Here is a 21730-nt window from a genome sequence, read left to right as displayed (position 1 = left end):
CACGCGGTGCGGCGCAAGAGTCTTGCCATGACCGGGCTGTTCCGGCGGCTGGTGGCGGGTATGGGGCCGGAGTTGGGGCTGGAACTGGCGGGACCGGAGGATCCGGCGGCCTGCGGCAGCCAGGTGAGCCTGCGCCACCCGCAGGGCTACGCCATCGTGCAGGCGCTGATCGCGCGCGGGATCGTCGGCGATTTCCGGGCGCCGGACATCCTGCGCTTCGGCTTCGCGCCGCTGTACCTGCGCTTCGCCGACGTGTGGGACGCGGCGGCGGCCCTGCGGGACGTTCTGGAGACCGGCGCCTGGGACCGGCCGGAGTTCCACCGGAGGCAGGCGGTGACGTGAGGGACGGATGACCGAAAATAACGATCACGGCGCCGATCATGGCGCGCACACCGACTTCGCGGTCGACATGAGCTATGGCGACTACCTGGGGCTCGACCGGCTGCTGAACTCGCAGGTGCCGCTGTCGGACAACCACAACGAGCTGCTGTTCATCATCCAGCACCAGACGACCGAGCTGTGGATGAAGCTCATCCTGCACGAGCTGACGGCGGCGCGCGCGCTGATCGCGGCGGACGACCTGGGGCCGGCGTTCAAGATGCTGGCCCGCGTGGCGCGGGTGATGAACCAGCTGATCCAGGCGTGGGACGTGCTGTCCACCCTGACGCCGGCCGAGTACACGGCGTTCCGCAACAGCCTGGGGCGGTCGTCGGGCTTCCAGTCCTACCAGTACCGGACCATCGAGTTCCTGCTGGGCAACAAGAACGCCGGCATGCTGGCGCCGCACCGCCACCGCAGCGACCTTGCCCGCGCGCTGGAGGCGGCGCTGACCAGCCCCAGCCTGTACGACGAATCGATCCGCGCGCTGGCCCGCGCCGGATTCGCCGTGGACGCGCAGGCGCTGGAGCGCGACTGGTCGCAGCCCTATCAGGCCAACGACAGCGTGCGCGACGCGTGGCTGGCCGTGTACCGCGACACGGACCGGCACTGGAGCCTGTACGAACTGGCCGAGAAGCTGGTCGACCTGGAGGATTCCTTCCGCCAATGGCGCTTCCGCCACGTCACCACGGTGGAGCGCGTCATCGGCGCCAAGCCCGGCACCGGCGGCACCGCCGGCGTGCCGTACCTGCGCAAGATGATCGAGGTTCGGCTGTTCCCCGAATTGTGGGATTTGCGGACGTGGCTTTAGTATAGATAAATATAATAGATTCCATCGCTTCCATCTGTGTTTATCTGTGTCCATCTGTGTCAGAAAATCAGCTTGCCGTTGCGTGCGCGCAGCGGAAGGCGGGTTTTGACACAGATGAACACAGATGGACGCAGATGAATATTGATGGGGTTTATTGAGGGGCTGTCCCCTTCCGTGTGTCCCCGCTCCCTACATCGCGATCCCGGCGCCAAAATGTCGCGTGGGCGTGAAAGGATGCTGTTTTTTTAAAGTTGCGCCGATCAGTATGGTGCACGAAGGAACGGCTTCGCGATGGGGAGTTGAGCGATGGCGGGGGACGGGCGTACGCGGGTGGTGATCCTGGGCGGCGGGCTGGGGGGCGTGTCGGCCGCGCTGACGCTGACGGCGACGGAGGAGCTGCGCAAGCGCTTCGACGTGACGCTGGTCAGCCACGGCTGGCGGCTGGGCGGCAAGGGGGCCAGCGGGCGCAACGCGCTGGAAGGCCAGCGCATCGAGGAACACGGGCTGCACATCTTCCTGGGCTTCTACGACGCCGCCTTCCAGGCGGTGCGCGCCTGCTATGGCGAGTGGAAGGCGTCCGGCACCATGCCGGCGAACTACGCCTTCCAGACCTGGGACCAGGCGTTCCAGCCGATGTACCAGGTCACGCTGATGCAGGAGATCAAGCGCCTGACCGGGGCCTCGTGGCACGCCTGGAACTTCGAGCTGCCGCCGCGGCCGGGCGAGCCGGGCGACCCGTCGCCCATCGAGCCGGCCGCGTTCATCCGCGTGCTGGTCGCCATCATGAAGCACTTCGTGGGTGGCGAGAACGAGAAGCTGCGCGCGGTGCTCGACCGCCTCGACCTCGACAAGCTGGACGCCATCCTGGACCACCTGGACAAGGCCGACGGCAAGCCGGACCACAACTGGGTCGCCGGCATCCTGAAGGTGATCCAGAAGATGTTCCAGGCGATCGAGCCGATCCTGGAACTGACGGACGAGGGGTGGAAGATCGCCTGCCTCGTCGATTTCTCGCTGGCGCTGGGCATCGGCTTCGTCACCGACGTGCTGCCGTACGAGGGGCGCACCGGGTTCGACCGCATCAACGGCCAGGACTTCCGCGAATGGCTGCTGAAGTACGGGCTCAACGAGAAGTTCGAGTGGTCGGGGCCGGTCCGGCTGCTCTACGACATGTGCTTCAGCTATGTGAAGGGCGACACGTCGGGCGGGTACGAGAACGCGCGCTTCGCCGCCGGGGCGGGCGTGGAGATCCTGTTCCTGATGGCGCTGGCCTACAAGGGGGCGCCCCTGTGGAAGATGAACGCCGGCATGGGCGACACCGTCTTCACGCCGGCCTACGAGGTGCTGAAGCTGCGCGGCGTCGACGTGAAGCTGTTCCACCGCCTGACCGACCTGGACGTGTCGGAGAACGGCAACTGGGTGGAGCGCGTCACCATCCAGCGGCAGGTGGACTTCAAGAACGGCACCTACGACCCGTTCGTCACCGTGCCCTACGGCCACCCGAGCGACGGCAAGTTCCTGTACTGCTGGCCGTCGGAGCCGAACTGGGACCAGATCGTCGACGGCGACAAACTGAAGGGCCAAGTCGGCAACCTCGAGTCCGTCTATTGCCCGTACCATGTGGAAGAGAAGACGCTGGAACTGGGCAAGGACTTCGACCTGTGCGTGCTGGCGATGCCGCCGGCCTCGATCTCCGTGGTCGGGCAGAAGCTGCTGGCCGCCAACCCGCGCTTCAAGCTGATGGTGGAGAACACGCCCGCCGTGCCGACCCAGGCGGTGCAGCTGTGGTTCAAGCCGTCCATCGAGGAGATGGGATGGGAAGCCGGGCAGACGGCCATGACCAGCTATGTCGAGGCGCTGGACAGCTGGGGCGAGATGAGCCACCTGGACGCTGCCGAGGACTGGAAGGTCGACCCGCCCAAGGCGGTGGAGTACCTGTGCGGCTCCGCCATGATGCCCAAGGGGCCGGTGTCGTGCGGGTATGAGAAGACGCTGGCCGCGCAGGTGGAGACCGAGGCGCGGGCGTGGCTGGACGCCAACGCCGGCGCCATCTGGCCGAACACGGTGAAGAGGGGCAAGTTCGACTGGGCGCAGGTGCGCTCCGCCTACTACCGCTGGAACATCGACCCGTCGGAGCAGTACGTGCAGTGCTTCCCCGGCACGGTGGAGACGCGGCTGGAGCCGGGGCGCAGCGGCTTCGTCAACGCCTTCCTGGCGGGCGACTGGACGCGCACGTGGTTCAGCGCGGGCAGCGCCGACATCGCCGTGCTGTCCGGCAAGCAGGCTGCGGAGGCCATCGCCCGGCAGAGCATCGATTTGACACCGAAGGGTTGACCGGCGGGCGATCCTTGGGCACCGTCAGCGGCGCCATACTTGCCCCCTCCCTAACCCTCCCCCGCTGCGCGGTGGAGGGGACTGCCGCCGCTCTTCCCCTCCACCGCGCAGCGGGGGAGGGAGGGGCCCGCGCAGCGGGAGGGAGGGGGCAGTTCCCCGCCGACACGAGAGCCTTCCCCCATGACGCCGCGCACCCTTGCCCTGACGCTCGCCCTGCTCACGCCGCTGGGCGCGGCGCACGCCACCGACATCTACTCGTTCGAGGGAATCGGCGCCGTGTCCATGGGCATGGGCGGCACCGGCATCGCGCACGACATCGGCGGGTCGGCGATGATCGTCAACCCGGCGACGCTGACGGCACGGCCCGAGTCGTACCTGGACGCCGGCATCAAGGTGGCGGCGCCCACCGGGCTGGAGGCCACGCAGACGGCCACGGGCGAGAAGGCGCGCGGCAAGGACACCTTCCCGTTCCAGTCCTACTACGTGCCGCAGGGCGGCGTGGTGTGGCGCAAGGACGGCGTCGCGGTGGGGGCGGGCGTCTACGCGCAGGGCGGGTTCGGCACCGACTACGGCCACCACAGCTTCCTGTCGCGCATCCCCAGCGGCGTGAACACCGGCCTGCGCCAGGGCAGCGAGGCGATGTTCCTGCGCGCACCCCTGGCGGTGGCGTGGGACGCGACTCCGGCGCTGACGGTGGCGGGTGCGGTGGACTTCGTGCGCGCGGGCATGGGCGTGCGGCTGCTGCAAGGCGCCGACCAGCTGGGCACGCTGGTGGCGCAGGGGCGGCTGACCGGGGCGGGGGCGCTGCTGCCCACGGCCGCACCCATCATCGGGGCGGGCGGCGGCATCCAACTGGACATCTTCGACCCGTCCATCGTGCGGTCGGGGCTGGAGGGCAACGGCGTCAGCGGGCGGCTGGGGGCGACGTGGAAGGTGCGGCCGGACACGACCGTGGGCGCCTTCTACCAGTTCCGCACGGCGCTGGAGGACCTGACCGGCGACGGGCGCGTGGTGGTGGTGTCGCCCACCGGCGCACAGCTGGCAGCCGCGGCCAAGTACACGCTGCGCGACTTCCAGCTGCCGGCCGAGTTCGGATTCGGCATCACGCATTCCCCCATTCCTGAGCTGACGCTGGCCTTCGACTACCGCCGGGCGCAGTGGAGCCAGGTGATGAAGAACTTCAACGTCCGCGTCGACGTGCCGGGCCTGGGCACCGTGTGGGAGACGCTGCCGCAGCATTACAAGGACATCAACATCCTCGCCGTCGGTGCCGCGTACAAGGCCACGGAGGCGCTGACGCTGCGCGCCGGCTTCCGCTGGGCCGGCAGGGCGGCGCCGGAGCAGGACTATCTGGCGATCGTGCCGGTGACCATCCGCAACCACCTGGGCGTGGGTGCTGGATACGCCTTCAGCGAGGCGGTGCGGGTGGACGCAGCGTATTCGCACGGCTTCCAGGCCTGCGTGAACAACGGCACGCCGCCCAACGGCTCCGCCGTCAACCCGGGGCGGTTCTGCAACGGCACGGACATCGTGGCGCTGAACCTGACGGCGCGGTTCTGACGCGGTCCTTCACGCCACGTGCACCTTGGCGATGAAGGATTCCAGGCCGGTGCGGAGCGTGTTGGCCAGTTCCGCGAGGTCGCCGGCGGCGTCCAGCACCTCGCCGGCCATGGTGCCGGTGTCGCCGGCCGCTTCGGTCACGGCGTCGACGGTGCCGGACACCGCCTCGGCCCCGGTGGCCACGTGCTGGATGTTGGCGGCGATGCGGCCGGTCGCGGCCTCCTGCTGGGCCAGCGCCGCGGCGACTCGGGCCATGATGCCGTCCATGCTGGCGACGGTGGAGCGGATGGACGCGATGGCCTGGACGGCGCCGGCCGACACCGCCTGGATGTCCTGCACCTGACGGCCGATGTCCTCGGTGGCCTTGGCGGTCTGGTTGGCGAGCGCCTTGACCTCCCCGGCGACCACGGCGAAGCCCTTGCCGGCCTCGCCGGCGCGGGCGGCCTCGATGGTGGCGTTGAGGGCCAGGAGGTTGGTCTGGGACGCGATGGCGTTGATCAGCTCCACCACCTCCCCGATGCGGTTGGCGGCGTCGGCGAGGCCGCTGACGGCGCCGTGCGTCTGCTCCGCCTCCTCGACCGCGCGGTTGGCGATGGTCAGCGTCTGCTCTGCCTGGACGTTGATCTCGCGGATGGAGGCGGACAGCTCCTCGGCCGCCGTGGCGACGGTCTGCACGCCGGCCAGCGACTGGCGCGACGCGCTCGCCATGTCGAGGGAGCGGCGGCTGGTCTGGCCGGCGATGTCGGTCATGCGCCGGGCGTTCTCGTGCATGCGGCCGGCCACGGCGGTCATGGTCGCCAGCACCTCCTCGCTGGTGGTGCCGAAGTCGTGCACGGCGTCCTCCACCGACTGCTGCCGCTCCTCGGCCGAGCGGCGCTCGTCCTGCTGCTGGGCGGCGAGGGTGGCCGCTTCGCCCAGCCCGTCGCGGAAGAGGTGCAGGGCGTTGTTGACCCAGGTCTGGGCGGGGGTCGGGCCGCGGGCGGGGGCCGGGCGGGTGGACAGCGTGCGCATGTCGGCGGCGGCGCGGTCGGCGCGGCGGGCGGCGGCGGCGAGTTGGCGGCGCGTCCAGGCGGCGGTGAGGGTTAGCCGGATGCCGCCGCCCAGCGGGGCGGCGAAGTCGGCGCGCGCCTCGACCAGCTTGGCGGTGCAGAGCGTCTTGAGGTCGGCGACGAGGCGTTCCTCGATGGTGCGCAGCGCGTCGATGCGGCGGGTGGCGACGGCGAACCAGGCCGGCCCCTCGATGCCGGCCAGCTCGCCCTTCAGGCCGCCGGTGCGGGCGACGGCGCGCATGCGCTCCACCTCCGCGCCGTCGGGGCCGGCGTTGGCGGCCTGGAAGGCGGCGGCCTGGTCGGGGGTGGCGTAATCGGCGAAGATCTGAAAGGCGCGGTTCTGCGCCGCGATCAGGTGCAGGAAGCGGCGGTGCTGCGCGGCGTCGAAGCGCCCGGCGGCGAAGGCGGCCGAGCCGGCCGCGCGCTCCTGCCCCGCGTACTCCTTGCCCTGCATGAAGTTGAAGGCGGCGATCAGCGCGTGGGAGATCCGCGGGTCGGCGGCCACGTCGGTGAGGCGGGAAACGACGGCCAGCAGGTCGGCGATGGCGGCGGTGAAGGCGGCGGCGGATTCGTGCGGCGCCAGCGACAGGGACTGTACGCGCGGGCGGATTGCGGTTAGCGCGTCCAGGTGGTGCAGCGCCTGACGCACACCGGCGAACAGCCCCGCACCGTGCGCCATGCGGTCCAGCGCGTCGAAGCCGGCGCGGACGGCCTGCTCATTTCGTATGCAGACGGTGCTTTGCTGGGCGAGTTGCTCGCCAAAGCGGCTGCCCTGGCTGCCGAGGTAGAGGTTGGAGGCGCCGCGCTCCTTCTGCAGCTCGTGCACCAGGGCACCGATGGCGGAGACGAGGTCGGACACGGCGGCGAGCTGTTCGACGTCGCGCATCGTCCGGAACTTGGCGGCCAGCAGGAAACGCGCCGCGGTCCGCAGGTCCCGGTTGGAAAGATCCCGGCTGGGCAGGTCCTGATCTGAAAAACTGGCCATGCACTACCCCTATGCCTTCGCGTGTGCTTCCGCCCCTCGCGGGGGTGGTTGACGGGTGTTTCGCAAGTTCCGTGCCGGGGGCGTACGCCTGTGCCGTACGTCATTCCCGTACGTCTCCGGTCCATTCGTTCATTCGTGCAGGACGCCCGGCGTTTCGTGCCTTCGCGGCTGCCGGGTGGGCGGTCCTGCGGGATGATGCGTGCCGCGAACAATCCGCGGCCGGAGCGAACCGGCGGCGAAGGGAGGAGGCACCACGGTGATTCCCGGATCCTACGATTACCATCGGCCGGCGTCCCTGGCGGAGGCGGTGGCGATGCTGTCCGACCTGGGCGAGGACGCGCGCGTCCTGGCCGGCGGGCACAGCCTGATCCCCATGATGAAGCTGCGCCTCGCCCAGCCGACCGCGCTGGTCGATCTGGCCCGCCTGCCCGAACTGAAGGGCATTGTGGTCGAGGGTGGCGAACTGGTCATCGGCGCCGGCGTGACGCAGCACGAGCTGATCGCGTCGGAGGAGCTGGCGCGCCGCTGCCCGATCCTGCGCGAGGCGGCGGCGATGATCGCCGACCCGCAGGTGCGCTATTGCGGCACGGTGGGCGGCAACGTCGCCAACGGCGATCCGGGCAACGACCTGCCGGCGCTGATGCAGTGCCTGGACGCCACCTATGTGGCCGTGGGCCGGGGCGGGGAGCGGCGGCTGAAGGCGCGCGACTTCTACCAGGGTGCCTACGCCACGGCGCTGGAGCCGGGGGAGATCCTGACGCAGGTCCGCATCCCCGAACCGCCGGCCGGGCACGGGTGGGCGTACGAGAAGCTGAAGCGCAAGGTGGGCGACTACGCCACCGCCGCCGCGGCCGTGGTGCTGGTGCGCAGCGGCGGCGCCATCACGTCGGCGGCGGTGGCGCTCACCAACCTTGCCGACACGCCGGTGTTCGCGCGGGCCGCCGGGGACGCGCTGGTCGGCACCGACGGCGGCGAGGCGGCGGCGGCGAACGCCGCCTCCGTTGCGCGCACCCTGATGAACCCGGCCAGCGACGGGCGCGGCCCGGCCGATTACCGCGCCAGCGTCGGCGCCGTGATGGTGCGCCGCGCCATCGCCCGCGCGCTGACCCGCGCCGCTTGAGGAGGCACCCCATGGGCAACCGCACCATCTCCCTCACCGTCAACGGCAAGGCGGTCTCGGCCGCGGTCGAGGACCGCACGCTGCTGATCCACCTGCTGCGCGACCAGATGAACCTGACCGGCCCGCACATCGGCTGCGACACCAGCCATTGCGGGGCCTGCACCGTGGACCTGGACGGGCGGTCGGTGAAGGCGTGCACGGTCTTCGCCGTGCAGGCCGACGGCGGCAGCGTGCTGACCATCGAAGGCATGGTGGCACCGGACGGCACGCTGCACGCGCTGCAGCAGGCGTTCCGCGAGCACCACGGGCTGCAGTGCGGGTTCTGCACGCCGGGCATGATCACGCGGGCCTACCGCCTGCTGCAGGAGAACCCGGACCCGACGGAGGAGGAGGTGCGCATGGGCATCTCCGGCAACCTGTGCCGCTGCACCGGCTACCAGAACATCGTCAAGGCGATCCTGTCCGCCGCCCAGACCCTGCGGACCGACGTTCAGCTGGAGGCCGCGGAATGAGCGACGCGATCGAGAGCCGCGAGGACCGCGAGGCCAAGCTGAAGGGCATCGGCTGTTCCCGCCGGCGGGCGGAGGACGCCCGCTTCATCCAGGGCAAGGGCAACTATGTGGACGATCTGAAGCTGCCGGGCATGCTGTTCGGCGACTTCGTGCGCAGCCCCTATGCCCACGCCCGCATCAGGAAGATCGACGCGTCGGCGGCGCTGGCGCTGCCCGGCGTCAAGGCGGTGCTGACGGCGGCCGACCTGAAGCCGCTGAACCTGCACTACATGCCCACGCTGGCCGGCGACGTGCAGGCGGTGCTGGCCGACGAGAAGGTGCTGTACCAGAACCAGGAGGTCGCCTTCGTGGTGGCCGACGACCGCTACGCCGCCGCCGACGCGGTGGAACTGATCGAGGTGGAGTACGAGGAACTTCCCGTCCTGGTCGATCCCTTCGTCGCGATGGACGAGAACGCGCCGATCCTGCGCGAGGACATCCGGGAGAAGACGGTGGGTGCGCACGGCGAGCGGCGCCACCACAACCACGTCTTCACGTGGGAGATCGGCGACAAGCCGGGCACCGACGACGTCTTCGCCAAGGCGCCGGTGACGATCAGGGAGCTGATCTCCTACCACCGGGTCCACCCGTCGCCGCTGGAGACGTGCGCGTGCGTGGCGTCGATGGACAAGATCCGTGGCGAGCTGACGATCTGGGGCACCTTCCAGGCGCCGCACGTCATCCGCACCGTCGCCTCCATCCTGTCCACCATCCCCGAGCACAAGGTGCGGGTCATAGCACCCGACATCGGCGGCGGCTTCGGCAACAAGGTGGGGGCGTATCCCGGCTACATCTGCGCCATCGTCGCCTCCATCGTGCTGGGCGTACCGGTGAAGTGGGTGGAGGACCGGATGGAGAACCTCTCAACCACCTCCTTCGCGCGCGACTACCACATGACGTGCGAGCTGGCGGCGACGGAGGACGGCAAGCTGCTGGGCCTGCGGGCGCACGTGCTGGCCGACCATGGGGCGTTCGACGCCTGCGCCGACCCCACCAAGTACCCGGCGGGTTTCTTCAACATCTGCACCGGCAGCTACGACATCCCGGTGGCGCATCTGGCGGTGGACGGCGTCTACACCAACAAGGCGCCGGGCGGGGTGGCCTACCGCTGTTCCTTCCGGGTGACGGAAGCGGCCTACATGATCGAGCGGGCCATGGACATCCTGGCGCAGAAGCTGGGCATGGACCCCGCCGACCTGCGGCTGAAGAACTTCATCCAGCCAGAGCAGTTCCCCTACAACTCCGCCCTGGGGTGGGAGTACGACAGCGGCAACTACCCGGCGGCCATGGCCAAGGCCATGGAGGCGGTGGGCTACCGCGCGTTGCGCGATGAGCAGAAGCGGCGGCTGGAAGCCTTCAAGCGCGGCGAGACGCGGGAGCTGATGGGCATCGGCGTGGCCTTCTTCACCGAGATCGTCGGGGCGGGGCCGACCAAGAACTGCGACATCCTGGGCATCGGCATGTTCGACAGCGCCGAGATCCGCATCCACCCCACCGGCGCCGTCATCGCCCGCATGGGCACCAAGAGCCAGGGGCAGGGGCACGAGACCACCTACGCCCAGATCATCGCCAGCGAACTGGGCCTGGACGCCGACCTGATCACCATCGAGGAGGGGGATACCAACACGGCGCCCTATGGCTTGGGCACCTACGGTTCGCGCTCCACGCCGGTGGCGGGGGCGGCGACGGCGGTGGCGGCGCGCAAGATCCGCGCGAAGGCGCAGATGATCGCCGCCCACCTGCTGGAGGTCGCCGACAACGACCTGGAATGGGACGTGGACCGCTTCCGGGTGAAGGGCCTGCCGGAGAAGTTCAAGACGATGAAGGAGATCGCCTGGGCTGCCTACAACAGGCCGCCGCCCAACATGGAGCCGGGGCTGGAGGCGACCAGCTACTACGACCCGCCCAACATGACCTATCCGTTCGGCGCCTACCTGTGCGTGATGGACATCGACGTGGACACGGGGGCGGCCAAGGTCCGGCGCTTCTACGCGCTGGACGACTGCGGCACGCGCATCAACCCGATGATCATCGAGGGGCAGGTGCACGGCGGCCTGACCGAGGGGTTCGGCATCGCCATGGGGCAGGAGATCGCCTACGACGAGATGGGCAACGTGAAGGGCGCGACCTTCATGGACTTCTTCATCCCGACGGCGGTGGAGACGCCGGTGTGGGAGACGGACTGGACCGTGACCCCGTCGCCGCACCACCCGATCGGCGCCAAGGGTGTCGGCGAGAGCCCGAACGTGGGCAGCGTGCCGTGCTTCTCCAACGCGGTGAACGACGCCTTCGCGCCCTTCGGCATCGGCCACATCCAGATGCCGCACGACGCCTGGCGCGTGTGGAAGGCCGCCGAGCGGGCGGGGCTGCACGGGTGAACGGGGCGCTTGGGTAAGCCCCTCTCCCCTTGCGGGAGAGGGGTTGGGGAGAGGGGGATTGTTTAGCCACAGATGAACACAGATAGACACAGATGAACGCCTTCCCCGGCACGTCATGGCCGGGCTTGACCCGGCTATCCACGCCGGTTCGGAAAGGTCGTCGCGTCGACGTGGATGCCCGGGTCTGGGCCCGGGCATGACGATCCTTGGAGAAGGCGGTCATCGGATCGGATCTGAGAGATCTGTGTTCATCGGTGTCCATCTGTGGCCCCCCAATCCTTAGCCCCTTGAACGACTTGGCGGGCTTGGCCCGGCCCCCGCTCACTGACATGCCGCGAGCCGGCGTGAGGAAAGGGTTCATGACCATCGACCGCCAGACCATCGCGCTCCGCCTCGGCGAGGTCGGCTACATCGCCGACGAGTCGCTGGCCATGGCGCTGGCGCTGATGGACCATCTGAAGCGCCCGCTGCTGCTGGAGGGGGAGGCGGGCGTCGGCAAGACGGAGGTCGCCAAGGCGCTGGCCGCGATCCACGGCAGCCGGCTGATCCGTCTGCAATGCTACGAGGGGCTGGACGTCTCCGGCGCCCTGTACGAATGGAACTACCAGCGCCAGCTGATCGCCATCCGCGCGCACGAGGGTCGCGGCGGGGACCCGGACGCGGTGGAGCGGCACGTCTTTTCCGAGGATTACCTGCTGGAGCGCCCGCTGCTGGCGGCCATCCGCGCCGAGAGCCCCGCCGTGCTGCTGATCGACGAGGTCGACCGTGCCGACGAGGAGTTCGAGGCCTTTCTGCTGGAGGTGCTGTCGGACTTCCAGGTCACGGTGCCGGAGCTGGGCACGATCACGGCGCGGTCGGTGCCGCGCGTGGTGCTGACGTCCAACGGCACGCGGGAGTTGTCGGACGCGCTGCGGCGGCGCTGCCTGTACCACTGGATCGACTACCCGGACGAGGGGCGGGAGGCGCGCATCCTGGCGGCGCGGCTGCCGGGGATCGAGGCGGCGCTGGCGCATCAGGTCGCGCGCTTCGTCGCCCGCATCCGGGCGGAGGATCTGCGCAAGGTGCCGGGCGTCGCCGAGACGCTGGACTGGGCGGCGGCGCTGATGGGGCTGGGCATCGCCGATGTGCGGGCGGAGCCGGAGGCGCTGCACGCCACGCTGTCCTGCCTGCTGAAGACGCGCGAGGACCGCGCGGCGGTGGCGCCGGAGACGGTGGCCCGCATCGCCGGGCGGGTGGGGTGAGCCATGGCGGCGGGGACGCTGGTGGTCGCGCGGGTGGCGGGGTTCGTGGCGCTGCTGCGCCGCAACGGCTTCCCGGTCGGGCCGGCCGAGGCGGCGGATGCGTTGTGCGTCATGGCGGCGCTGGACCTGTCGCGGCCGGAGGAGGTGCGCGCGGCGCTGCGCCATGTGCTGTGCGGGCGGCTGGAGGAGTGGCGGCGCTTTGATGAGCTGTTCGACCTGCACTGGCGCGGGCGCGGCCTGCGCCACGCGGTGAAGGTCACCGGCACGCCACCGCCGCAGGGCGGCGGGCTGAAGCGGCTGATGGACCGGGCGGGGGAGACGGGCGCGCCCGACGGGATGCCGGATCGGGTGGAGCGTGGCGAGGGGGTGGAGGCGCCGGAGGGTCAGGGGCGGCGCGGCGGCGCCTCGCGCGCGGAAGACCTGGGGCACCGCGACCTGCGCAGCCTGAGCGATCCGGACGAGCTGGCGCGGGCGCACGCGCTGGCGGCGCGGCTGTCGCGGCGCATGCGGGTGCGGCTGGCGCGGCGGCGGAAGCTGGCGGCGCGGGGTGGGGCGGTGGATTTGCGGGCGACCATCCGCCGGTCGGTGGCGCGCGGGGGCGAGCCGCTGGAGCTGGCGTGGCGGAGGCGGCGCCTGGCGCCGTTGCGCGTCGTGCTCATCCTCGACGTGTCGGGGTCGATGGAGGCGTACGCGGGGTTCTTCGTGCGCTTCATGCACGGGGTGCTGGCGGAGTTCGCGCACGCCGAGGGCTTCGTCTTCCACACGCGGCTGATCCACGTGACCCCGGCGCTGCGCGAGCGCGACCCGGCGCGGGCGGTGGACCGGCTGTCGCTGATGGCGCAGGGCTGGTCGGGCGGAACGCGCATCGGGGAGTGCCTTGCCGTGTTCAACCGGGCGCACGCGCCGCGCGCGGTGAACGGGCGCACGGCGGTGATCGTGCTGTCCGACGGCTACGACACCGGGGACGCCGAACGGCTGGGGCGGGAGATGGCGGCGTTGCGCCGCCGCACGCGGCGCATCGTCTGGCTGAACCCCATGGCCGGCTGGCGGGACTACGCGCCGGAGGCCGCCGGCATGCGGGCGGCGCTGCCGTACGTCGACCTGTTCGCCCCCGCCCACAGCCTGGACGGCCTGTCCGCCCTCGAACCCTACCTCGCGAGGATCTGAGCCATGAGCGATCCCACCCGCACCTACACCGACATCGCCGCGCTGACCGCCGAGGGCGTGCCGTTCGTCGTCGCCACCGTGGTGCGGACGGTGGCCGCCACCGCCGCCAAGGCGGGGGCCAAGGCGGTGGTGACCGCCGACGGGACCATCCACGGCTGGGTCGGCGGCGGCTGTGCGCAGGGTGCGGTGCGCCGCGCCGCCGCGCTGTGCCTGCGGGACGGCAAGGCGCGCCTCATCTCCGTCGTGCCGTCCGACGAGATCGAGGCGGCGCGGCGGCAGCAGGGGCTGCTGGCGCCGGGCCGCGAGTTCCACCAGAGCCACTGCCCGTCGGGCGGCACGCTGGACATCTTCCTGGAACCGATGCTGCCGCGCCCGATGGTGGTGGTCACCGGCGGCTCCCCGGTCGCCTGGGCGGTGGCGGATCTGGCGCCGCGCGTCGGCTTCGCCGTCACCGTCGTGGGGACGGAGGAGGAGCGGGCGGGCTTCCCGGCCGGCGTGGGCGGGGCGGCGGGTTTTGCGGACTTGCCGGCGGGGGCGGAGCGCTGGGTGGTGATCGCCACGCAGGGGCGCGGCGACCTGGAGCAGTTGAAGGCGGCGCTTCTGGCCGGGGAGCGGCGCGTCGCCTTCGTCGCCAGCCGGGCGAAGTGGGCGGCGCTGCGCGGCTGGCTGGCGGAGGAGGGGGTGCCGGCGGAGCTGGCCGACCATGTGAAGGCGCCGGCCGGGCTGGACATCGGCGGCGTGACGCCGGAGGAGATCGCGCTGTCCATCCTGGCGGAGATCGTGCAGGACCGCCGCCGGGGTGCGCGCGAGAAGGACCGGGACAAGGACAACGCGGCCGGAATGGCCGCCTGAAGGGGGAGACCGACCATGGACATGACCGGTGAGGAACGGATCGCGCAGTCCCGCGCGGTGGTCTACGCGGCGCTGAACGACCCGGAGATCCTGCGCCAGTGCCTGCCCGGCTGCCAGTCGCTGGAGAAGACCTCCGACACCGGCATGGAGGCGACGGTGGGCCTCGCCGTCGGGCCGATCAAGGCGACGTTCAAGGGGGCGGTCACCCTGTCCGACCTGGACCCGCCGCGCGGCTACCGCATCAGCGGGGAGGGCAAGGGGGGAGCCGCCGGCTTCGCCAAGGGGCACGCCACGGTGACGTTGGTGGAGGACGGGGACGGGACGCTGCTGCGCTACGCCGTGCACGTGGACGTGGGCGGCAAGCTGGCGCAGCTGGGCGGGCGGCTGATCGATTCCACCGCGCGCAAGCTGTCGGCCGAGTTCTTCAGCCGCTTCGGCGCGCTGGTCGGGACGGCGGAGCCGGAACCGGTGGTGGTGGAGGCGGTGGCCGTCCCGGCATCCGCGCCGCCGCCCGCCCCGGCGGGGCGGGGCGTGCCGTGGAACGTGCGGCTGTTCGCCGTGTCGGCCGGTGCCGTGGTGCTGGCGGCCTTCGCGCTGCTGCTGCTGGGGCGGTGACGCGGCCCGCCGCCCTTACGGGCGCAGGCCGCGCAGGAACAGGGCGACGGCCTTGTCGACGAAGGCGGTGCGCTCCTCGTCGGTGGGCGGGTCGCACACGCCCAGGCACAGCGCGCAGTAGGGACCGCCCTGCATCGCGGCCAGGAACTGCTTGGCGATGAAGGCCGGGTCGTCGGTGTGGATGGCGCCGCGCGCCGCCGCGCGCTCGAAGAACGCGATGAAGCTGGCGATGCCCTGCTCGGGCCCGGCCTGGTAGAACAGGCGCGCGGCTTCGGGCACGCGCGTCGCCTCGCCCGTCACCGCCTGATGCATGCGGATGGCGGCCGGCGACCACAAGAGGTCGACGAAGCGGCGGCCGAGCTGGCGCAGCGCATCTTCCAAAGGAACATCGTCGAAGGCGTCCGGCGCGAAGCGCAGGCCGCGCCGCTCGCACTCCGCCGAGATGGTGGCGACGTAGAGGTCGTCCTTGGACGGGAAGCGGGTGTAGAGCGTCGTCTTCGACACCCGCGCGCGCTGGGCGATCAGGTCCATGGAGGTGCCGGCGTAGCCCAGCTCCAGGAACGTTTCGCGGGACGCGGCGAGAATCTGTGCCGTCTTGGGGTCGGTCTTCGGGTCGGGCGGGGGGGAGGTGGGCAGCGCGGGTGCGGAATTCATCTGAACTGAACTGTATCGTTCACTCTTGACGGGGGCTCGGCTTCGGACTAGGAGTCTAGCAGTACGATACAGTCCAGTCCAGTCGGGAGAAGGGTTATGGTTCGGCCGAAGGCGCGTGGGCTTGCAACGCTGGTGCTTCTTGGAACGGTGGCGCTGTCCGCCTGCAAGGAGGGGCAGAGCGCCGCGGCACCCGAGCCGCGGCCCGTCCGCGTCGCCACGGTAAAGCTGGAGTCCTCCGCCGACGTCGTCCGCTACCCCGCCGTGATCCGTCCGCGCATCGAGGCCGACGTGGGCTTCCGCGTTGCCGGCAAGGTGGTGGCCCGGCTGGTCGAGGTGGGGTCGCGGGTCGAGCCCGGAACGCCGCTGGCCAAGCTGGACCCCACCGACATCCAGCTGCAGGTCCGCGCCTCCCAGGCGCAGCTGGAGTCGGCGAAGGCGGACGCCGCCAACGCGCGCTCCGACCACCAGCGCTACGCCCAGCTTCGCCAGGGCGAGTGGACGACGAAGCAGGAGTTCGACCGCCGCCGCACCGCGCTGGAGAAGGCCGAGGCGAAGGTGCACGAGATCGAGGCGCAGCTGCGCGTGCTGAACAACTCCCTGCAATACACCACGCTGCTGGCCGACGCGCCGGGCGTGGTGACGGGCGTGCTGGTCGAGCCGGGGCAGGTGGTGGCGCAGGGGCAGCCCGCCGTCCGCGTCGCCAAGCTGGGCGAGGTGGAGGCGGTGGCGAACATCCCCGAACAGCAGGTGGCCGGCCTGCCGCAGCGCGCCCTGTCGGTGGAGCTTTGGGCGCAGCCGGGACAGAGCATCCGCGGGGTCCTGCGCGAGGTGAGCCCGAGCGCCGATCCGGGGACCCGCACCTATCAGGCCCGCGTCACGCTGGCCGACCCGCCGCCGGGCGTGCAGCTGGGCATGACCGCCACGCTGATCACCCGGCAGGAGCGCGGCGGCGCCATCGCCCGCCTGCCCATGAGCGCCGTCACCCAGTCCGGCATGGCGCCGGCCGTATGGGTGGTGGCGCCCGGCGGCGGCAGCGAGGACGAGCGGCTGGAGCTGCGCCCGATCGCCGTGGCGGCCTTCGCCGGCGACCTCGCCATCGTGGCGGAGGGGTTGAAGGAGGGTGAGCGCGTCGTCACCGCCGGGGTCCACAAGCTGGACGCCGGGCAGAAGGTCCGCGTGTGGGCGGAGCCGGGGCAATGAAGAACCGCAACAACCTGTCCGCCTGGGCGCTGTCGCACCGCACGCTGGTGCTGTTCCTGATCCTGGCCAGCGTGCTGGCGGGGACGCTGGCCTACCTGCGGCTGGGCCGCGCGGAGGATCCGGCCTTCACCTTCAAGGTGATGACGATCCGCACCGAATGGCCCGGCGCCACGGCGCGCGAGGTGGAGCAGTTCGTCACCGACCGCATCGAGAAGAAGCTGGAGGAGGTGCCGTACTACGACGTCGCGCGCAGCTATTCCAAGCCCGGCGAGTCGGTGATCTTCCTGCAATTGAAGGACTACACGCCGCCGCGCCTCGTGCCCGACCTGTGGTACCAGACGCGCAAGAAGGTGGGCGACATCCGCCACACGCTGCCGGAAGGGGTGATCGGGCCGTCCTTCAACGACGAGTTCGGCGACGTCTATTCCGCCATCTACGCCTTCATGGGCGAGGATTTCACCCCGGCCCAGCTGAAGAAGGTGGCCGAGGAGGTGCGCGCCCGCCTGCTGCACCTGCCCGACGTGCAGAAGGTCGACCTGATCGCCGCGCAGGACGAGCGGATCTATGTGGAGATCTCCAGCCAGCGCCTCGCCAGCTTCGGCCTGCCGGTGGAGGCGGTGACGCAGGCGCTCCAGCGCGAGAACGCGGTGGCGGCGTCGGGCGACGTAGACGCGGGATCGCAGCGGGTGTTCGTGCGCGTCGACATGGGGCTGGACACGGCCGAGGAGGTGCGCGCCATCCCGGTGGAGACCGGCGGGCGCATGCTGACCATCGGCGACGTGGCGGAGGTGAAGCGCGGCTATGTCGAGCCGCGGCGCTACACGCTGCGCCACAAGGGGCGCGACGCGATCGGCCTGGGCGTGGTCATGGCGAAGGGCGGCAACGTCCTGCGCCTGGGCGAGGCGCTGAAGGCCGAGATGGCGAAGATCCAGGCCAAGCTGCCGGTGGGCGTGGACGTGGCGCAGGTCAACGACCAGCCGACCGTCGTCGACCGCTCCGTCAACGAATTCATGAAGTCGCTGGCCGAGGCGCTGGGCATCGTCATCCTGGTGAGCCTCGTCAGCCTGGGCTGGCGCACGGGCATCGTGGTGGCGCTGGCGGTGCCGCTGGTGCTGGCGCTGACGCTGGTCGCCATGCAGGTGCTGGGCATCGACCTGCACCGCATCTCCCTGGGGGCCCTCATCATCGCGCTGGGCCTGCTGGTGGACGACGCCATCATCGCGGTGGAGATGATGGTGGTGAAGATGGAGCAGGGGTGGGACCGGCTGCGCGCCGGGGCCTTCGCCTACACCTCCACCGCCTTTCCCATGCTGACCGGCACGCTGGTCACCGCCGCCGGCTTCGTGCCGGTGGGGCTGGCGCAGTCGGCGGCCGGCGAATACACCAACGCCATCTTCTGGGTGGTCGGTCTGTCGCTGCTGCTGTCGTGGGTGGTGGCGGTGATCTTCACGCCGTACCTCGGCTACCTGCTGCTGCCGCAGCCCAAGCACGTGCTGGAGCACGGGCACGAGCTGGACATCTACGACACGCGCGGCTACCGCATCCTGCGCCGGCTGGTGACGGCCTGCGTGCGGGCGCGCTGGCTGACCATCGGCGCCACCGTGGCGGCCTTCGTGGTCTCCGTGGTCGGGTTCGGCATGGTGCAGCAGCAGTTCTTCCCCTCCGCCAGCCGGCCGGAGCTGCTGATCGACATCCGTCTGGCCGAGGGTGCCTCGTTCGAGGCCACCGGTGCGGAAGTGCGCAAGATGGAGGCGCTCCTGGGGGCCGACCCCAACGTGGACTATTGGGCGGCGTACACCGGCGGCGGCTCCCCCCGCTTCTACCTGCCGCTGGACCAGCAGCTGCAGACCTCCAACTTCGCGCAGTTCATGGTGATGACCAAGGGGCTGGAGGAGCGCGAGCACGTCATGGCCGCGCTGGAGAAGCGGCTGGAGACCGACTTCCCGGCCGCGCGCGTGCGCGTCAGCCGGCTGGAGAACGGCCCGCCCGTCGGCTACCCCGTGCAGTTCCGCGTGACGGGCGAGGACCCGGCCACCATCCGCAAGATCGCCTATCAGGTGCGCGACCGCATGCGCGCCCACCCCAACACCGCCAACGTGCACCTGGACTGGGACGAGCTGTCCAAGCGCGTGCGGCTGGAGGTGGACACGGCGAAGGCGCGGGCGCTCGGCATCTCCAAGCAGGACCTGTCGAACGCGCTGCAACTGCTGCTGAACGGCCTGCCGATCACGCAGTACCGGGAAGGGACGGAGCTGATCGGCGTCGTCCTGCGCACCACGCCGGACGAGCGGCTGGACCTGTCGCGCCTGGGCGAGCTGAACATCCGCACGGGGCGGGGGGCGGCGGTGCCGCTGAGCCAGGTGGCGTCGGTGAAGTACGAGCTGGAGGAGCCGGTGCTGTGGCGCCGGGGCCGCGAGACGACGATGACGATCAAGGGCGACGTCACCGGCGGCATCCAGGCGCCGGTGGTCAGCACCCAACTGAACGCCGAGCTGAACGCGCTGCGCGCCACGCTGCCCGAGGGCTACGCCATCGCCATGGGCGGCGCCATCGAGGAGAGCGCCAAGGGCCAGGGCTCCATCAACGCCATGCTGCCGCTGATGCTGCTGATCATGGTGACGACGCTGATGATCCAGCTGCAAAGCTTCTCGCGGGTCATCATGGTGCTGCTGACGGCACCCTTGGGGCTGATCGGCGTGACGGGGTCGCTGTTGCTGTTCAACCAGCCCTTCGGCTTCGTCGCCATGCTGGGCGTCATCGCGCTGGCCGGCATCATCATGCGCAACTCGGTCATCCTGGTGGACCAGATCGAGCAGGACGTGCGCCAGGGCCGCTCGCGCTGGGAAGCGATCATCGAGGCGACCGTGCGGCGCACCCGGCCCATCGTGCTGACCGCCGCCGCCGCCATCCTGGCGATGATCCCGCTGGCGCAGAGCGTGTTCTGGGGCCCGATGGCGATCGCCATCATGGGCGGGCTCGCCGGGGCGACGGTGCTGACGATCTTCTTCCTGCCGGCGCTCTACGCCGCGTGGTGCCGCGTGCCGGCGCCCGAGCGGCAGAGGGCCACGGCGGTGCCGCATGGGGCCGTTCAGGCGTCCTGATCGCCGAATTCCGTAGGTTGGGTTGAACCGCAGGTGAAAACCCAATGTGTCCGCACCGCCGGGCGCGTTGGGTTTTCGCTGGCGCTCAACCCAACCTACGAATCCGGCGTTTCTCTATCGTGTCCCTTCATCCGATAGGGGTTCGTGAATCGGATAGATGGTGACACACTGGGTCCCTACCATTCCGCTCCAGTTCGGGGCTTGAGGATGGGAGGGGCGTGGCGGTGGATACGGCGGCAGCGTCCGAAGCGATCCTGATCGTCGGCGGGGGTCCCGCGGGGACCGTGCTGGCGGGCCGTCTGGCGCGGCAGGGGCACGCGGTGACGCTGGTCGGCGCCCCCCGCGCCGCCGCCTGGGAAGGGTTGTCGCCGCGCGTGGTCGAGGCGCTGCGGCGCGCGGGATGCGCGCACGCCGCCGAGGCGGCGGGGGTGCCGGCGCGGCGGCTGGCGCACTGGAACGGCGCCACATCCGAACACAACGAGGAATACGTGCTGGCCCGCGCGGCGTTCGACGCCGCGCTGAAGCGCGACGCGCAGGACGCGGGCGTCACCGTCGTGGCCGCGTCGGTGGCGCGGCTGGGCAAGGACGGGCCGCTGTGGGCGGCGTGCGACGCAGGCGGGTCGGTTCTGGGCTCCGGCCGCTTCCTGGTGGAGGCGCGGGGCCGGCGGGCACCCGCGGCGGGGCGGGTGGTGGCGGGCGGGCCGCGCACCGTCGCCGTCGTCCGCTCCTACCGCGGGGCGCCGCCGGAACGGCCGGTGAGCGCGGCGGCAAGCTTCCCCGACGGCTGGGCCTGGATGGCGGCGTTTCCGGACGGCACGCGGGTGGTGCAGTTCCTGCTGTCCGCCGACGCCGTGCCCATGCGCGCCGGGCTGATCGCCCTGCATGAGGAGCTGATGCGGGCGGTGCCGGAGGCGGCGGACTGGGTGGCCGGGGCGACGCCGGTGGACTCCGCCACGACGCGCGACGCCACGGCGACGCTGCGCGGCGATCTGGTGGAGGTGGATTACCTGCGCGTCGGCGACGCCGCCGTGACCATCGATCCGCTGTCGGGCAACGGCGTGTTCGAGGCGCTGCGCGGCGCCTTCGCCGCCTCGGCCGCCGTCGCCACGCTGCTGGCCTCGCCCGATGACTTGCCGCTGGTGCGCCGCTTCGTCGAGGAGCGGGCGTCGGCCCTGTTCCACCATGCCGCCGAAATCGGCCGCGCCTTCTACCGCGGCGAGACGCGCTGGACCGACCGGCCGTTCTGGCGCGAGCGCGCCGGATGGCCGGCCGCCGAGGAACCGGCCGACAACGAACCGGCCCCGGCACCCGCCCCCGGCATCCGCGCGCAGGCGGTCGTGGTGGGCGAGCGGGTGGCCGAGCGCGAGGTCCTCGTCACGCCGCAGCACCCGCGCGGCGTGCTCACCATCGCCGGGGTCGAACTGGCGCCCCTGCTGAAACGCGCGCAGGTCGTGGGCGAGGACGCCCTGGCCGGCGACGCCTCCACCCAGGCCGCGCTCGCGTGGCTGAAGGCCAACCGCTTTCTGGAAAGGAGCAGCGCGTCCACCGGTCCGTGACCCCACGTCGGCCCGAACAAGAAAAGCAAAAGAAACAGTGCGAAACCGCATCGAACGGAGAGATTTCATGAAGGGAACCAAACGGGCGATGCTCGGCGCCGCGATGCTGGCGCTGGCGGCGTCCGCCGCACCGGCCCAGGCGCAGGACGCCGAGGCCATCGTCAAGGCGCGCTGCGCG

The 21730-nt window shown here is 71.0% G+C and carries 16 protein-coding genes and 1 pseudogene; 15 read left to right on the top strand and 2 right to left on the bottom strand.

From position 1 onward, the window contains the following. The 4 genes and pseudogenes from VED21_RS17630 to VED21_RS17615 all read left to right on the top strand — a co-directional run. Positions 1-342 (top strand): annotated as a pseudogene (locus VED21_RS17630) (kynureninase); the annotation flags it as partial. A gap of 7 nt (positions 343-349) precedes the next feature. Next, positions 350-1189: a tryptophan 2,3-dioxygenase gene (gene kynA, locus VED21_RS17625; RefSeq protein ID WP_324884347.1), complete on the top strand. Its 840-nt coding sequence runs from the start codon at positions 350-352 to the stop codon at positions 1187-1189. 306 nt (positions 1190-1495) lie between these two features. After that, positions 1496-3523 carry an NAD(P)/FAD-dependent oxidoreductase gene (locus VED21_RS17620; protein ID WP_324884345.1) on the top strand — a complete coding sequence of 676 codons (2028 nt, stop codon included), beginning with the start codon at positions 1496-1498 and terminating at the stop codon, positions 3521-3523. A gap of 180 nt (positions 3524-3703) precedes the next feature. Then, positions 3704-5083: an OmpP1/FadL family transporter gene (locus tag VED21_RS17615; protein ID WP_324884343.1), complete on the top strand. Its 1380-nt coding sequence runs from the start codon at positions 3704-3706 to the stop codon at positions 5081-5083. A gap of 9 nt (positions 5084-5092) precedes the next feature. On the opposite strand, the gene VED21_RS17610 is transcribed toward VED21_RS17615, so the two are convergent. Next, complete coding sequence (locus VED21_RS17610) at positions 5093-7117, bottom strand: methyl-accepting chemotaxis protein (protein ID WP_324884341.1); 2025 nt, start codon at positions 7115-7117, stop codon at positions 5093-5095. A gap of 256 nt (positions 7118-7373) precedes the next feature. Here VED21_RS17610 and VED21_RS17605 point away from each other — a divergent pair, with 256 nt between their 5' ends. From VED21_RS17605 to VED21_RS17575, 7 genes are all read left to right on the top strand, one after another. Then, entirely contained in the window at positions 7374-8237 is an 864-nt protein-coding gene (locus tag VED21_RS17605) for a xanthine dehydrogenase family protein subunit M (RefSeq protein WP_324884339.1), read from the top strand. Positions 8238-8248: 11 nt separating this feature from the next. Continuing rightward, positions 8249-8749, top strand: coding sequence for a (2Fe-2S)-binding protein (locus VED21_RS17600; RefSeq protein ID WP_324884338.1), 501 nt, complete (start codon positions 8249-8251; stop codon positions 8747-8749). Continuing rightward, on the top strand, positions 8746-11166 hold the full coding sequence (locus VED21_RS17595; RefSeq protein WP_324884336.1) for an aerobic carbon-monoxide dehydrogenase large subunit: 2421 nt from the start codon (positions 8746-8748) through the stop codon (positions 11164-11166). Before VED21_RS17600 ends, VED21_RS17595 begins: the two co-directional genes overlap by 4 nt. Before the next feature lie 359 nt (positions 11167-11525). After that, the gene (locus VED21_RS17590; protein WP_324884333.1) at positions 11526-12407 is read left to right on the top strand and encodes a MoxR family ATPase; all 882 of its coding nucleotides are present in this window, start codon (positions 11526-11528) and stop codon (positions 12405-12407) included. A gap of 3 nt (positions 12408-12410) precedes the next feature. Further along, on the top strand, positions 12411-13574 hold the full coding sequence (locus VED21_RS17585) for a vWA domain-containing protein (RefSeq protein WP_324884331.1): 1164 nt from the start codon (positions 12411-12413) through the stop codon (positions 13572-13574). 3 nt (positions 13575-13577) lie between these two features. Continuing rightward, positions 13578-14426 carry an XdhC/CoxI family protein gene (locus VED21_RS17580; RefSeq protein WP_324884329.1) on the top strand — a complete coding sequence of 283 codons (849 nt, stop codon included), beginning with the start codon at positions 13578-13580 and terminating at the stop codon, positions 14424-14426. A 15-nt stretch (positions 14427-14441) separates the two neighbouring features. Further along, positions 14442-15041, top strand: a complete 600-nt coding sequence (locus VED21_RS17575) for a carbon monoxide dehydrogenase subunit G (protein WP_324884327.1) — start codon at positions 14442-14444, stop codon at positions 15039-15041. 15 nt (positions 15042-15056) lie between these two features. Here the strand turns inward: VED21_RS17575 and VED21_RS17570 are convergent, their stop codons facing one another. Then, a complete protein-coding gene (locus VED21_RS17570; RefSeq protein ID WP_324884325.1) occupies positions 15057-15695 on the bottom strand; it encodes a TetR/AcrR family transcriptional regulator in 639 nt (212 codons plus the stop codon). A gap of 96 nt (positions 15696-15791) precedes the next feature. Between VED21_RS17570 and VED21_RS17565 the strand changes: the two genes are divergently transcribed. From VED21_RS17565 to VED21_RS39000, 4 genes are all read left to right on the top strand, one after another. Continuing rightward, positions 15792-16895 (top strand): efflux RND transporter periplasmic adaptor subunit, encoded by a 1104-nt coding sequence (locus VED21_RS17565; RefSeq protein WP_324884323.1) that lies wholly within the window; start codon positions 15792-15794, stop codon positions 16893-16895. Next, positions 16892-19996 carry an efflux RND transporter permease subunit gene (locus tag VED21_RS17560; protein ID WP_324884321.1) on the top strand — a complete coding sequence of 1035 codons (3105 nt, stop codon included), beginning with the start codon at positions 16892-16894 and terminating at the stop codon, positions 19994-19996. The genes VED21_RS17565 and VED21_RS17560 overlap by 4 nt, the downstream gene beginning before the upstream one ends. 218 nt (positions 19997-20214) lie before the next feature. Then, positions 20215-21552, top strand: a complete 1338-nt coding sequence (gene qhpG / locus VED21_RS17555; RefSeq protein WP_324884319.1) for a flavin-dependent monooxygenase QhpG — start codon at positions 20215-20217, stop codon at positions 21550-21552. A 37-nt stretch (positions 21553-21589) separates the two neighbouring features. Continuing rightward, on the top strand, positions 21590-21730 hold a 141-nt coding region (locus VED21_RS39000; protein WP_414638236.1), incomplete at its 3' end, for a twin-arginine translocation signal domain-containing protein.

This window comes from Azospirillum sp., assembly GCF_035627195.1.
Taxonomy (GTDB): domain Bacteria; phylum Pseudomonadota; class Alphaproteobacteria; order Azospirillales; family Azospirillaceae; genus Azospirillum.
Note: the sequence above shows the minus strand (reverse complement) of the source record. Positions and strands in the feature narration are given on the sequence as shown.

Excerpts from the sequence above, each read along its gene's own strand:
- VED21_RS17565 (WP_324884323.1), top strand. The coding sequence starts at position 15,792 with ATGGTTCGGCCGAAGGCGCGTGGGCTTGCAACGCTGGTGCTTCTTGGA.
- VED21_RS17620 (WP_324884345.1), top strand. The coding sequence starts at position 1,496 with ATGGCGGGGGACGGGCGTACGCGGGTGGTGATCCTGGGCGGCGGGCTG.
- kynA (WP_324884347.1), top strand. The coding sequence starts at position 350 with ATGACCGAAAATAACGATCACGGCGCCGATCATGGCGCGCACACCGAC.
- VED21_RS17580 (WP_324884329.1), top strand. The coding sequence starts at position 13,578 with ATGAGCGATCCCACCCGCACCTACACCGACATCGCCGCGCTGACCGCC.
- VED21_RS17590 (WP_324884333.1), top strand. The coding sequence starts at position 11,526 with ATGACCATCGACCGCCAGACCATCGCGCTCCGCCTCGGCGAGGTCGGC.
- VED21_RS17560 (WP_324884321.1), top strand. The coding sequence starts at position 16,892 with ATGAAGAACCGCAACAACCTGTCCGCCTGGGCGCTGTCGCACCGCACG.
- VED21_RS17570 (WP_324884325.1), bottom strand. The coding sequence starts at position 15,695 with ATGAATTCCGCACCCGCGCTGCCCACCTCCCCCCCGCCCGACCCGAAG.
- VED21_RS17575 (WP_324884327.1), top strand. The coding sequence starts at position 14,442 with ATGGACATGACCGGTGAGGAACGGATCGCGCAGTCCCGCGCGGTGGTC.
- VED21_RS17610 (WP_324884341.1), bottom strand. The coding sequence starts at position 7,117 with ATGGCCAGTTTTTCAGATCAGGACCTGCCCAGCCGGGATCTTTCCAAC.
- VED21_RS17615 (WP_324884343.1), top strand. The coding sequence starts at position 3,704 with ATGACGCCGCGCACCCTTGCCCTGACGCTCGCCCTGCTCACGCCGCTG.
- VED21_RS17585 (WP_324884331.1), top strand. The coding sequence starts at position 12,411 with ATGGCGGCGGGGACGCTGGTGGTCGCGCGGGTGGCGGGGTTCGTGGCG.
- VED21_RS17595 (WP_324884336.1), top strand. The coding sequence starts at position 8,746 with ATGAGCGACGCGATCGAGAGCCGCGAGGACCGCGAGGCCAAGCTGAAG.
- VED21_RS17600 (WP_324884338.1), top strand. The coding sequence starts at position 8,249 with ATGGGCAACCGCACCATCTCCCTCACCGTCAACGGCAAGGCGGTCTCG.